The 13,860-nt window shown below is 30.8% G+C and carries 10 protein-coding genes; 2 read left to right on the plus strand and 8 right to left on the minus strand.

Going from position 1 to position 13,860, the window contains the following annotated elements:
• Positions 1-61: 61 nt before the first annotated feature.
• Positions 62-721 (plus strand): M15 family metallopeptidase, encoded by a 660-nt coding sequence (locus BMX64_RS06055; RefSeq protein WP_091168415.1) that lies wholly within the window; start codon positions 62-64, stop codon positions 719-721.
• Positions 722-724: 3 nt separating this feature from the next.
• Here the strand turns inward: BMX64_RS06055 and BMX64_RS06060 are convergent, their stop codons facing one another.
• From BMX64_RS06060 to tsaD, 8 genes are all read right to left on the minus strand, one after another.
• Positions 725-1,291 (minus strand): hypothetical protein, encoded by a 567-nt coding sequence (locus BMX64_RS06060; RefSeq protein ID WP_091168418.1) that lies wholly within the window; start codon positions 1,289-1,291, stop codon positions 725-727.
• A gap of 1 nt (position 1,292) precedes the next feature.
• Positions 1,293-2,474, minus strand: a complete 1,182-nt coding sequence (locus tag BMX64_RS06065; protein WP_091168422.1) for a THUMP-like domain-containing protein — start codon at positions 2,472-2,474, stop codon at positions 1,293-1,295.
• Positions 2,475-2,476: 2 nt separating this feature from the next.
• Complete coding sequence (locus BMX64_RS06070; RefSeq protein ID WP_091168426.1) at positions 2,477-3,568, minus strand: AI-2E family transporter; 1,092 nt, start codon at positions 3,566-3,568, stop codon at positions 2,477-2,479.
• Between the two features lie 79 nt (positions 3,569-3,647).
• A complete protein-coding gene (locus BMX64_RS06075; protein ID WP_091168429.1) occupies positions 3,648-4,595 on the minus strand; it encodes a zinc metalloprotease in 948 nt (315 codons plus the stop codon).
• 352 nt (positions 4,596-4,947) lie between these two features.
• On the minus strand, positions 4,948-5,895 hold the full coding sequence (locus BMX64_RS06080) for a zinc metalloprotease (RefSeq protein ID WP_091168432.1): 948 nt from the start codon (positions 5,893-5,895) through the stop codon (positions 4,948-4,950).
• Between the two features lie 567 nt (positions 5,896-6,462).
• On the minus strand, positions 6,463-7,101 hold the full coding sequence (locus tag BMX64_RS06085; protein ID WP_091168435.1) for a DUF4159 domain-containing protein: 639 nt from the start codon (positions 7,099-7,101) through the stop codon (positions 6,463-6,465).
• A gap of 17 nt (positions 7,102-7,118) precedes the next feature.
• Positions 7,119-7,826 carry a 16S rRNA (uracil(1498)-N(3))-methyltransferase gene (locus BMX64_RS06090; RefSeq protein ID WP_091168438.1) on the minus strand — a complete coding sequence of 236 codons (708 nt, stop codon included), beginning with the start codon at positions 7,824-7,826 and terminating at the stop codon, positions 7,119-7,121.
• Positions 7,827-7,829: 3 nt separating this feature from the next.
• Entirely contained in the window at positions 7,830-8,852 is a 1,023-nt protein-coding gene (gene tsaD / locus BMX64_RS06095) for a tRNA (adenosine(37)-N6)-threonylcarbamoyltransferase complex transferase subunit TsaD (protein WP_091168441.1), read from the minus strand.
• A 224-nt stretch (positions 8,853-9,076) separates the two neighbouring features.
• Here tsaD and BMX64_RS06100 point away from each other — a divergent pair, with 224 nt between their 5' ends.
• Positions 9,077-13,483 (plus strand): translocation/assembly module TamB domain-containing protein, encoded by a 4,407-nt coding sequence (locus BMX64_RS06100; protein WP_091168445.1) that lies wholly within the window; start codon positions 9,077-9,079, stop codon positions 13,481-13,483.
• Positions 13,484-13,860 lie beyond the last annotated feature (377 nt).

Below are 13,860 nucleotides of genomic sequence, written 5' to 3' on the forward strand. Positions count from 1 at the left end.
TTGTTTTTAGAAGTACTAAAAAACTTCTTTAATTGTGTTATTTTTATAAAAAATATATGCTATGAATTTCAACTGTAAATCATCCGTATTACTATGCTCTTTTTTTTGGATTGTTAGTTGTCAATCGCAAAATGTGATTTATGATAAGGCAGAAGTCAATAATCAGTGTATTAATGACAGTACGTTTGTAAATTTAAAACAGTACAGTCAAGATTTTGAATATGATATGAAGTATGCTACAGAAAATAATTTTTTGAAGGCAAAAGTTTATGACTGTGCAGAATGTTTTTTACGGCTAAAAACGGTTAATGCACTTATTGAAGCAAACAAAAAGTTTATAAAAAAAGGCTATAAAATCAAAATTTTTGATTGTTATCGTCCTTTAGACATTCAGAAAAAAATGTGGAAAATTGTTTCTAATCCAAAATATGTTGCTAACCCTACCAAAGGTTCTATCCATAATAGAGGAGGAGCAGTAGATATTACTTTAGTAGACAGTTTTGGAAAAGAATTAGACATGGGTACTTCTTTCGATTTTTTTGGAATAGAAGCAAGTCACAATTATCAAAATGTTTCAGAAGAAGTGAAGCAAAACAGAATAGTATTGAAAACTATTATGACAAGTAACGGTTTCAATTCTTTTGATTCAGAATGGTGGCATTACAATTTGAAATCAGGTTTGAATGATAAAGTTTCTAATGCTAAATGGGATTGTAAATAGGAACTATTCAATACATTTTAAGTTATCAATGAAGTAATTTTCCGGGTTGTAAATTTCATTAGTTAATTCAGATTTAAACTCTTTTTTAAAGACATAATCTTCTGTATCTGTTAAATATTTAATTCGCATCATCGATACTGGTGAGCTTTTTAAATCCTGAAAACTATCTTTCATAAACATAAAAATACCAGTATTAACTCTATTGTCAAATCCTTTATCATCACGTATCATGGTACCACAATTTTCTTGATTGATATGTATCAAGGTGATTATTTTTCCATTATTTAACTGTAAAAATAATTTTGAATTTTTGTCGAAACAATTCGCTTTTATAAAATCTTTACTTTTTTGAATTAATTGAACTGTTAAAGTTGGTAATCCATCTGTTAATGCTAAAGAATAAAAAATATAACTAGAATTTCCACCGAAAACTTTCTCATTAACTATATACTCTTTGGTTGATTTGTAGGTTCCAATGGAATCATTCACATTAGCGCTATAATCGCATGGTTTTTGAGAAAATATGCTCAGACTGAAGAATAATAAAGTTATTGTAATAATGTATTTCATTTTATGATATTTTGGTGCAAATTAAAACAATTTTATGATTATTTTCATCAGTTGTAAAAAAACAATATACATTTCCACCATCTTTTATTTTCCATTTTTTTCGAATACTTTCTACACTGTCAGGAAAATTACGTGTTGTAATATTTGCTTGAGTATTTTCTAAATAGGATTTCATTTCGGGTTTGTTATAAGGGAATGAATTTTGAATATGAAAAATACGTCCCGGGAAGGGTATAAGATCAGTCGAAGTGTATAAATGGGAATGTTTGTGTAGTTTATTTAAATTGTATAAGGAACTCACTTCATCGAATCCGCCTGATTTCATGATAGCGCTATTGGGTTCGTATAAATACTTTTGAGGCAAACTGAAGTTTGGCAATGTAGAATTATCGTTCAAAATAAAATCAAATGTTTCCAATTTTTCTTTTACGATATTAACGGTTTTGATATGTACATTTCCAAAATAATCTTTGTGCAATTCCCATAGTAATTCTTTTACTTCGTTTTCTAAAGCTACGATGTGAATGGTTTTCACGTGTTTCAATTCGGATAAACCCGCAGTAATATCAAGAAGCGGCGCAGTTTTTATAAGAACAGCGTCCGAATTATTAAAATATAAATCAAGATTTTCAGGAACATTTGGTAAACAATCTTTAAGCAAGAACACTTTTCCTTTGGCATCATTCCGTCTGGAAGGATCAATATATATCCAGTCCCATTTTGTATTTAAAGTGTTTAAAGTGATTAAACTATCTCCTGGATAGCAATTGATATTTGGAGCATTTAATTGTTCAAAATTGTGTTTTACAACCGCTGATAGTTCTAAATTGATTTCGCAATGGACAACATTTTTTATTTTTTTTGCAAAATAGTAATCGTCTACACCAAAACCTCCCGTCAAATCAATTAAACTATGTCCTGAAACTATTGAAGCTTTATATTGCGCTGTTTTTTCTGAAGATGTTTGTTCTATTGAGATTTTACTTGGATAAATAATATTTTTGGCAACAAACCAATTCGGTAATTTATCTTTTGCTTTTGATTTGGCTTCAATTTGATTCAAAATACGAATCCAATCCACATCTGGGAATGGATTTTTTTGTAGCGCCAATTTCGAAATGCTTTTACTAATATTAGAGTTGATAAATGTTTGTATTTCGGGATTTAGAATGATTAAATCCAAAATTAAATATCTTTAGTTAATAGCATGATAATTTTGTTTTCTGGGAAGAATTCTTTACCCATAACCTTTATTATTGTGTAAAGAGGCACTGCTACTATCATTCCTAATATTCCAAAAAGGAAACCTGCAATCAGGATAACAAGAAATATTTCCAACGGATGTGAGCTTACACTTTTTGAAAAAATGATGGGCTGTGATAAATTGTTATCGATAATTTGAACAATCCAAAAACCAATTAAAACATAAATGGTGGTTGGTAAAATTTCAGATTGGAAATCACTTCCCAGATTGCTTAACATGGTTAGAATTGCCGCTAAAAAGGACGCTATAAGTGGACCAATATATGGAATGATGTTTAGAACCGCACATAAGAAGGCTATAACAAGAGCATTTGGAACCCCAAAAATGAATAATACAATTAGGTATAAAAGGAATACAATGAATAATTGAAGTAATAATCCAATGAAATAACGTGATAACAAGTGATTTATTTTTTCTAAGGAATTTAAAATTTGATCTTCATGGCTATTTGGGATTAGTTTTTTTATTCCTAAAATGAACATTAATCGGTCTTTTAGAAAGAAGAAAGTAATGAATAGTACGGAACCTAATCCTACGCCCAAACTACTAATTGTGCCTAGAATTGTATTTAAGAAGTTAGGTATGAAATTAAAATTTATTTTAGAGGTAATGTTTGCTTCTTTTAAAACTTGTGCAGAATCAATTTGGTGATTGTCTAAAAACACAGTGATTTGATTGATTAACTGGACTATGTTTTTTTCAATTTCAGCAGTGTTAAGAAGTGACAGGTTTTGCCCTTGCGATAAAATCAAAGGAACAAACATCATTATAAACCCGAATATGATTAGTATAAAAATAAACAAAGTTGCTATAGTTGCAAAAATATGCTTAAACTTTAATCGCTTTTTAAAAAAGTCTAAAATAGGATTTCCTATTAATGTAAGTATGAATGATACAACAAGGTAAATCAATACGGATTGGATTTGATAAAAAAAGAACAAGACTAAACCACATAAAGTTAGTGTCAATAATGCTCTAAGAATCCCATTTGAAATGGTTTTTGATGTAATCATGTTTCTATTTTAGAATGTAAATATAAAAAAAACTCGCTAACAAGTAGCGAGTTTTAAATTCTAAAAAACTAAAAAAAAATTATATTCCGAAACTTGCTCTTGATCCGCCAGAAACAAATAAAGCAGACATTCTTGATTTTTGACCATTAGAGAACATGTACATTCCTCTGTCATCTGTATAATCCATATAGTTCATTGTCATTTCTACTGGAGTTCCAGTACAAGTACTGTAATGTGGATACGCTGGAACACCGTAGTTAGCAGTGTTGTGTGTAGGTGTATCAGAAACTAAATCACTTCCACAAGTTGCATCACCCCAAATGTGACGTAAGTTCATCCAGTGACCTACTTCGTGAGTAGCTGTTCTTCCTAAATTATATGGATATGTAGTTGTTCCAGTAGTTCCTATATATTTAGAGTCAATAGCTACACCATCTGTTGAAGATGATCCTCCAGGAAACTGAGCATATCCTAAAATTCCACCACCAATAGTACAAACCCAAAGATTTAATTTTGTAGTTGGAGATGTTGGAGCTAAACCGCCTGAAGTAGTTTTTTTCATTGCATCTGTTGTTCCCCAAGATGTTTTAGTAGTTGATTTTCTAATTACTTGATCTAAAACAAAAGAGATACCTACGTTGGCCTTAACTCCAGAAAATAATGAAGGAACACTAGTGAAATCGGAGTTAGCGGCGTTAAAGTCTTTGTTTAATACATCAATTTGGGACTGAATCTGCGCTAATGAAATGTTTTCGGCAGTAGTTCTGTAAAGAACATTTACAACTACAGGAATTTGAACTTTTCCGTTTACTAAACGAGCTGACGACATTGCTTTTTGTGTGAATGCTTCAATTTCGTTCATTCTTAAGGCTAAAGTTGGATCAGCCTTCATTTGGGCAGCTAACACCTCTTGAGATGCGCAACCACGTTTTGTAACTGAATCAGCTGATGGAACAATTTCTGTTGTGTCATTTTGACAAGAAAAAAGCATCAATAATGCTACAGCAGATAAAAGAATTTTTTTCATAATAAATTTGTTATAAATTAATAGTTTTGGTTAATTAAGTAGCAATTTTATAACAATTTTTGATAATAACAAATTTTTAAAACATTTATTTGAAAAATAATTTAAAAAAAAAGTTAAAATTATTTCTTTAGTATAAGAATAATGAAGGCTTCAGCTTTACTATTTTAAACTAAAGCAATATGCTGCTATAAAATAAAATTTATGGAGTTAATATCTTCCGTATGATTATGTCGAAAAATATAGTCATAGTGTTTTTAAATAAAAAAGAGACGACTTTTAGACTCCCCAAATAGTGTTTAACTTTTTGGGGCAGTTCATTTTAGGTCGCCTCTTTTTATCGTTTGAAAGAAAATTATATTCCGAAACCTGCTCTTGCTCCACCTGAAACAAAAATTGCAGCCATTCTTGATTTTTGTCCGTTAGAGAACATATACATTCCTCTATCATCTGTGTAATCCATGTAGTTCATAGTCATTTCTACTGGAGTTCCAGTACAAGTGCTGTAATGTGGGTACGCTGGAACACCATAGTTAGCAGTGTTGTGTGTAGGTGTATCAGAAACTAAATCACTTCCACAAGTAGCATCTCCCCAAATGTGACGTAAGTTCATCCAGTGACCTACCTCGTGAGTAGCCGTTCTTCCTAAGTTATAAGGATAAGCACCTGATCCGGATAATCCAAAATATTTTGAATCGATTACAACACCATCAGTAGTTGTTGATCCTCCAGGAAATTGAGCATAACCTAAGATTCCTCCACCAATAGTACAAGCCCACATATTAAGTTTTGTTGTTGGTGAAGTAGGATCTAAACCTCCTTGTTTTGTTTTTTTCATAGCATCTCTAGTTCCCCAAGATGTTTTAGTAGTAGATTTTCTATTTACTGTTTCTAAAACGAAAGTGATACCAACATTTGCAGCAACTCCAGAGAATAAAGCAGGAGTACTGCTGAAATCTGAATTAGTAGCATTAAAATCAGCATTTAATACATCAATTTGAGATTGAATTTGAGCATCAGTAATGTTTTCTGCAGCAGTTTTGTACAATACGTTTACTACAACAGGAATTTCAACTTTACCGTTTACTAAACGACCAGTTAGCATTGCTTTTTGAGTAAATGCTTCAATTTCGTTCATTCTTAAAGCTAAAGTTGGGTCATCTTTCATTTGTGCTTCAAGAACTTCTTGAGAAGCACAACCGCGTTGAGTTATGGCACTGGCTTCTGGTGCTACTTCTGTTGTTTCATTTTGACAGGAGAAAAGCATCAATAATGCTACTGCAGATAAAAGGATTTTTTTCATAATAAATTTGTTATAAATTAATAGATTTGGTTAATTATTTAACAATTTTATAACAAATTTTTCATAAAAAAAATTAATATTTAATTTTTTTTTAAAATAATTCCTAACCCTTACGTTTTACGGGTTTCCGTAAAATTCAATAATTATAATTTTAAGTGTTTTCTGATAATAGAATTTTATTAAAATTCTAAAAAGCTTTTTTTTTAATTTTAATTAAGGAATTTATGATAGATTTTATCAAATTATGTTTAAAAACACTAATTTTAATGAGAAATAGTGATTTTTAAAATTTAGTAAATTAGTAATAAATCAGACTAATCAAGCTTAGGATAATTTAATAGTGCTGAAAAATTACGCTTATACATCCGTTGATTTTCAATAATTATTCATTTCACAACTGATTCATTCTTAATTTTATGTTAAAAAGTAGATTGTAAAATGACTTATGATTTGCTCATGAAATTTGATGGTATAGAAAGGAAAAGTTAGTAGAAATAGGAGAAAAAAAATTACAAAATAACCCTTTTAAATTTTAAAAAATTATATTTTATAATAGCCTGAAAGATACTAATTGTTAAAAATATAGCTAATGATATTCGCTCCCATTTTTAATGCTTTTTCACGAATTGCTGTTGGATCGTTATTAACTTCCGGATCTTCCCAACCATCTCCTAAATCGCATTCGTAGGTGTACAGTAGAACGAGTTTATTTTCTATAAAAAGACCAAAGGCCTGAGGTCGTTTCCCATCGTGTTCGTGTATTTTTGGTAAACCAGCAGGAAATGAATAGGGTTTTTGGAAAATAGCATGATTCGCTGGAATTTCAACTAAGTCATTATTGGGGAATATTTTTTTAATTTCTTTTTTGATATATTGGTCCATACCGTAATTATCGTCAATATGGAGAAATCCTCCGGCCAGTAAATAGTTTTTAAGATTACTTACTTCAGCATCATTAAAAACAACATTGCCATGACCAGTCAGGTGTACATAAGGATATGAAAATAAATCCGGACTCCCTGGTTCAACAGTTGCTGGCTTGGTTTTTATTTTGGTATTGATATTGGCATTACAATATTTTATCAAGTTTGGCAGTGAAGTTGGATTAGCATACCAATCGCCACCGCCACTGTATTTTACCAATGCAATTTCTTGTGAAAACAAAGGTGTTGAAAGTATTAAAAGTAGATAAAATAGTTGCCTCATAATTAAATTAGTTATTTTTAGTCCTCATTAACAAATACAACACTGTGACAGGCAACAATTGCAGCGGTTTCTGTTCGTAATCTAGTATTTCCCAATGAAACAGCTGCAAAGTCATTTTCTAGAGCTAATGCAATTTCTTTTTCCGAAAAATCGCCTTCAGGACCTATCAGTATTGTAATATTTTCATTTGGTTTCAAAACGGATTTCAGTGTTCTTTTATCCGTTTCTTCGCAATGTGCAATCAGTTTTAAACCTTCATTTTTAAGTTTGACAAATTCCTTAAAGGTGATGGCCGGATTCAATTTAGGAAGATATAATTCATTGGATTGCTTCATTGCGGTCAATAAAATTTTATCAAATCGTTCGTTATTGATGACTTTCCGTTCCGAATGATCGCAAATAATGGGCGTGATTTCATGTATGCCAATTTCGGTTGCTTTCTCCAGAAACCATTCGTAGCGATCATTCATTTTAGTTGGCGCTACAGCCAGATGCAATCTAAATTTTGAAGGAGGTGCTTTTTCAAACGAAATAATTTTAACCGTGCATTTACTGTCTGAAGCCAGTGTGATTTCAGTTTTAAATAATAAGCCTAAACCATTGGTCACGAATAATATGTCGGTATCTTTTTTGCGTAATACTTTAATGATGTGTTTGCTTTCTTCTTTGTCAAAAGAAAAAACTTCAGTGGATTCCGTAATAGTCGGATTGTAAAATAATTGCATAATTTATAGTTGTATTCTTGCTTTAGAAACTACAGATGAAGTTTCAAATGTTTGCGTTAAAAATTTTTGGTAACCCACAATTCCAATCATTGCAGCATTATCAGTAGTATATTCAAATTTAGGAACAAAGGTTTTCCAACCGTATTTATTCTCAGCTTCTTTCAATGTATTTCTAATTCCAGAATTGGCGGAAACGCCTCCACCAATGGCAATTTGTTTTATTCCGGTTTCTTTTACGGCTAATTTTAATTTGTCCATCAAAATTTCAATAATCGTGTGTTGAATGGAAGCGCAAATGTCATTTAGGTTTTCGTCAACGAAATTTGGATTTTCTAATTTTTTCTTTTGGATAAAATATAAAATTGCCGTTTTTAATCCCGAAAAACTAAAATCTAAACCGGGAACTTTTGGTTTGGTAAATGCAAATGCTTTTGGATTTCCCAGTTGCGCATATTTATCAATCAAAGGACCGCCTGGATAGGGAAGGCCTAAAATTTTTGCGCTTTTATCAAAAGCTTCTCCAACAGCATCATCAGTGGTTTCGCCAATCACAGTCATGTCAAAAAAGTTAGCAACTTTAATGATTTGAGTATGTCCGCCACTTATGGTCAAAGCCAAAAAGGGAAAGCTAGGTTTATCAAAACCATCTTCCTCAATAAAATGGGCTAAAACATGTGCTTGCATGTGATTTACCGCGATCAATGGAATTTGCAAAGCAACGGCCATTGATTTAGCAAAAGAACTTCCTACCAAAAGGGAACCCATAAGTCCTGGGCCTTGTGTGAAAGCGATTGCTGATAACTGTTCTTTTTGTATATTTGCCTTGCGAAGCGCAGCATCAACGACAGGAACTATATTTTGTTGGTGCGCACGAGAGGCTAGCTCAGGAACTACACCACCATATTGATTGTGAATCAGCTGATTTGCCACAACATTTGACAATACTTTATCGTTTTGTAAAATGGCAGCAGCAGTATCATCGCAGGAACTTTCGATGGCAAGAATAAAAACCTCGGGATTTTGCATAAAAAGGCATAAATTTTGAATTACATTTGACAAGTCGATTTTAAAAATCTTTTTGTAAAAGCCAAAATTAGAGAATTTTTATTAAAGGTGCTTGTGTTTCCAATGGCAAAATGAAATTTTAGAACATTAAATAATATATAGGTATCAAAAAAGTTATAAAAATAGCGTTTCGTTTACTGCTTGGACTAATCCTGCTTTTGTTGGTTGTCGGTATTGCTCTCACCATGCCAGCTGTTCAGACAAAAATTGCACACTATTTTACAGATAGTCTTAATAAAGATTTTGGTACCAATATAACGATTGATGAAGTTGCGATTTCAGTTTTTGGAGGTGTGAAATTTAAAAAAGTCTTGATTCTTGATCATCATAAAGATACCTTGATTTATTCTAACAGGATTTCTACCACTATTCTAGAAAGTAAGAAACTGCTCAATGGTGATTTGATTTTTGATGGTTTGGATTTACATGGATTACTTTTCAACTTGAAAACCTATAAAAACGAAAAAGAATCAAATCTTGATAAATTTATCAAAGCCTTTGAAACCGGAAAGCCTTCAAGCCGAAAGTTTTTACTTAAAGCAAATAAACTTCAAATTTTTGACGGACGTTTTATTTTAACGGATGATAATCGAGACAATCCAAAAGATCTTGATTTTACAAAACTTAACGCTTCTGTAACGGATTTTTTAATATTCGGTCCGGATGTGACTACCAAAATAAACAAAATGTCTTTTTTAGACTTTCGTGGTTTGTATGTTAAAAATTTAAGCTCCAAATTTAGTTATTCTAAAAAGAATATAAAACTGGAAAATCTTGATTTATTGACAAAAGAATCAACATTGAACGGAAGTGTTGTTTTAAATTATAAAATTGAAGATTTCTCTGAATTCACTGATAAAGTACAGTTTGATATCAAATTAAATTCGGCTTCCATAGCCTCAAATGATATTCGCTATTTTTATAAAGAATTAGGAAAAAATCAACATTTTTACACTAAAACCAGCATTAAAGGTACGCTGAATGATTTGAAATTTAAAAACCTGGAATTAGTTGATGACCTAAAGACTCAAATAAATGGGGATATTAATTTTAAAAATTTATTTGCTAAAAAAGGGCAAAAATTTTCCATGTTTGCTAAATTCGATAAGTTGACCTCTAGTTATGAGAATTTGATTGTCATACTACCTAATATTTTAGGAAATAAATTACCAACTTCCTTGAAAAAGTTAGGGAGATTTTCGGCTTCAGGAACATCAAGTGTTTCCACTACAGCGGTTGAAGCTGATTTTTCTATGATTACCGCCTTGGGTAATGTAACTTCTAATTTAGAAATACAAAACATAGATGTAATAGATAAAGCATCATATATAGGGAATGTGATTCTAGAGAATTTTGACATTGGAACTTTATTGGATCAAAAAGAACTGGGAAGAGTCAGTTTGAATATTGATGTGGATGGTAAAGGTTTTAAACAAAAATACTTGGATACGGCCATCAAAGGAGATATTACTCAAATTGATTATAAGAATTATAATTATACCAATATTGTTGTCAACGGTACTTTAAAAAGTCCAAATTATAAAGGTCAAATTTCTATAAATGACCCTAATTTGAGTATGACTTTTGACGGTTTATTGGATTTAAGTAAAAAAGACAATCGTTATGATTTTCATATTAACGTTGAAAATGCAGATTTGAATAAATTAAAGCTGATGAAAGATTCAGTCTCCGTATTCAGAGGAGATGTTGTTGTTCAGGCTTCAGGAAATAATATTGAGAATTTTCAGGGGAATGTTTACATCAATGAAACCTCTTATCAAAATGCAAAAGATACTTATAATTTTGATGATTTTACCATAATTTCCAGTTTCGACCAAAATAGAGTTAGAACCATTACGGTAAATTCTCCGGATATTGTTGAGGGTGAAATTGTGGGTAAATATGAATTCAATCAATTGGAAAATCTGGTTAAGAATTCTCTGGGAAGTCTTTATACGAATTTCAAACCGAGTAAAGTAAAAAAAGGACAGTTTCTTAAATTTAACTTTTCAATCTATAATAAAATTATCGAAATTTTTTATCCTGAAATTTCAATTGGCGCCAATACAATTGTAAAAGGGAATATTAGTTCCGATAATCAGGAATTCAAACTCAACTTCAATTCACCTCAAATTGTGGCTTCCAGCAATACATTTGATAATATTAGAGTTTCAGTAGATAATAAAAATCCACTTTACAATGCTTATATAGAATTAGACAGCATCAAGACAAAATATTATAAAATACGTGATTTTAGTCTGATAAATGTTACCATGAAAGATACGCTGTTCTTTCGATCGGAATTCAAAGGAGGTGCAAATGCTGAGGATTATTACAATCTGAATTTATACCACACCATTAACAAAGACAATAATAATGTTGTAGGAATTAGTAAATCTGAGGTGAAATTCAAGGATTACCTTTGGTTTTTAAATGAAAATGAAACGCCGGATAACCAGATTGTTTTTGATAAATCATTTAAGAATTTTGATATTGATAATCTAATATTATCACATGAAGATCAAGCAATCTCTTTAGACGGAGAATTAAAAGATACAAGCTATAAAGATCTGAAATTGAGTTTTAAAGATGTAGATTTAAATAAAATTACACCGGCAAATGATAAATTCATTGTTCACGGAAATATAAATGGTGCGGTTAATTTTAAGCAAGATAAAGATGTTTATCAGCCTACCGCTTCAATAATTATCGATAGCTTAAATGTAAATAAAACCGATTTAGGGATTTTGAATTTTGATATTGAAGGAAACGAGAGTTTTAAGAAGTTTACTATTAATTCAAATCTGGAAAATAAAAATATTGAATCGTTTAACGCTAACGGAAGTTTTGAAATCCTAAATAAAGAAACATTTCTTAATTTAAATTTAAAATTCGATAAGTTTAATCTAGCTACTTTAAGCTCACTCGGAGGTGACGTATTATCAAACATAAGGGGCTTTGTGTCTGGTAATTCAAGAATTGAAGGAAACTTAAAAAAACCGGAGATAAATGGGCGCTTGTATGTTGATGATGCTGGGGTTACAATACCTTATCTGAATGTAGATTATGCATTAAAAGATAAAACTATTATTGATTTAACTGATGAGAAATTTATTTTCAGAAATAATACGCTGAAGGATACAAAATTTGGTACAACAGGAACATTAAACGGAAGTATTGAGCATAAGAATTTTTCTGATTGGAAATTGGATTTAGCAATTAATTCCAAAAGATTATTGGCTCTTGATACGAAAGATAGTGAAGATGCAGCTTATTTTGGTACCGCATTTATTGATGGACTCGCAACCATAAAAGGTCCAACAAATGGATTATTTATTAAAGTTGATGCTAAATCAGAAAAAGGGACTTCTATAAAAATCCCGATTAATAATTCCGAAAGCATAAGCGATAACTCATTTGTTCATTTTGTTACTCTTAAAGAAAAGTATAATATCAAAAAAGGAATTGTTGAAGACACAAGAATTTACAAAGGGTTAGAGTTAGAATTTGATTTTGATATTACACCCGATGCAGAAGTTGAAGTCATCCTTGATAGAAGTACCGGTCATGGAATGAAAGGAAAAGGTTTTGGATCTTTGTTGTTTAAAATAAATACCTTGGGTAAGTTCAATATGTGGGGCGATTTCCAGGCGTATGAAGGAACCTATAATTTTAAATATGGTGGTTTTATTGATAAAAAGTTTGCACTAAAAAAAGGAGGCTCAATTTCATGGGAAGGAAACCCGATGCGGGCACAACTAAATCTTGAAGCGGTATACAAAACATCTGCTAATCCAGCAGTTTTGCTAGAGAATTCATCTTTTAACAGTAAAGTTCCTGTAGAAGTTATCATTGGTATTAGAGGAGATTTGACGAGCCCTGAACCTGATTTTAACATTGAATTTCCAACGGTTAGTAATGTATTAAAATCGGAGATTCAGTATAAATTAAATGATAAGGACGTCCGACAAACACAAGCCTTGTATTTACTCTCGTCCGGAAGTTTTTTAAGTCCTGAAGGTGTAAGTCAATCTGATTTTTCAGGAAGTTTATTTGAAACGGCTACCAGTTTATTAGGGAGTATCATTAAAACAGATGATGAAAAATTTAATGTTGGGTTTAATTTTATTGGAGCAGACAGAAGAATAGGAAAAGAATCGGATGGAAGGTTTGTTGCCACGATTTCTTCTAAAATTAATGAAAGAATTACTATCAATGGAAAGTTAGGTGTGCCTTTTGGAGGAATAAACGAGTCTGCCATTGTAGGAGATGTTGAAGTTCTTTACAGAGTTAATGAAGATGGAACATTAAATTTGAGACTTTTTAACAGAGAAAATGATATTAATTATATTGGTCAAGGGATTGGATATACTCAAGGAATGGGGGTTACCTATGAAGTTGATTTTGATACTTTTAAAGAATTAGTAAATAGAATTTTCAAAAATATCAAAATAGAGAAAGAAATAACTCCTATCTCCGAAGATCAAGATTCTAATTTATCTCCAGACTATATTAACTTTTCTAAATCTAAGAAAACGAGTACAGAAAAAATTAAAATAAATCAAGAAGGTTTGATTCCCGAGGAAAACTAATTGATTGTACTTTAAACAAAAATATTAAATATTCAAAAAGTGGCATGGAGCTAGTTATCAATGTAGATTGATGATTTGCGTACTAAAACCTCATGAAAAATCTACATTTATTTAAAAACACACAAAAGATAATTCTATTTTAAATCCTTATTTAGAAGTAATTAGCATATTGTTATACTATTTTAAATATTAATGTCAGTTATTTGTTAATTATAAAATAAATATTGATTTTTTTTCTCATTTTGTTAAATTAAATCTATTTTATTTTAGTTTTTTAAAAACTTATTAACGAAAACGTTTGAATTTAAGACGCTTTACCAATTTATTAAAAACACAGCTCTATAAGTGCTGAATGTTTGCTAGTTTTACACTTTAAT

The sequence above is a fragment of the Flavobacterium sinopsychrotolerans genome (assembly GCF_900110375.1).
Lineage (GTDB): Bacteria > Bacteroidota > Bacteroidia > Flavobacteriales > Flavobacteriaceae > Flavobacterium > Flavobacterium sinopsychrotolerans.

Excerpts from the sequence above, each read along its gene's own strand:
- BMX64_RS06070 (WP_091168426.1), bottom strand. The coding sequence starts at position 3,568 with ATGATTACATCAAAAACCATTTCAAATGGGATTCTTAGAGCATTATTG.
- BMX64_RS06080 (WP_091168432.1), bottom strand. The coding sequence starts at position 5,895 with ATGAAAAAAATCCTTTTATCTGCAGTAGCATTATTGATGCTTTTCTCC.
- BMX64_RS06060 (WP_091168418.1), bottom strand. The coding sequence starts at position 1,291 with ATGAAATACATTATTACAATAACTTTATTATTCTTCAGTCTGAGCATA.
- BMX64_RS06085 (WP_091168435.1), bottom strand. The coding sequence starts at position 7,101 with ATGAGGCAACTATTTTATCTACTTTTAATACTTTCAACACCTTTGTTT.
- BMX64_RS06100 (WP_091168445.1), top strand. The coding sequence starts at position 9,077 with ATGCCAGCTGTTCAGACAAAAATTGCACACTATTTTACAGATAGTCTT.
- BMX64_RS06055 (WP_091168415.1), top strand. The coding sequence starts at position 62 with ATGAATTTCAACTGTAAATCATCCGTATTACTATGCTCTTTTTTTTGG.
- BMX64_RS06090 (WP_091168438.1), bottom strand. The coding sequence starts at position 7,826 with ATGCAATTATTTTACAATCCGACTATTACGGAATCCACTGAAGTTTTT.
- tsaD (WP_091168441.1), bottom strand. The coding sequence starts at position 8,852 with ATGCAAAATCCCGAGGTTTTTATTCTTGCCATCGAAAGTTCCTGCGAT.
- BMX64_RS06075 (WP_091168429.1), bottom strand. The coding sequence starts at position 4,595 with ATGAAAAAAATTCTTTTATCTGCTGTAGCATTATTGATGCTTTTTTCT.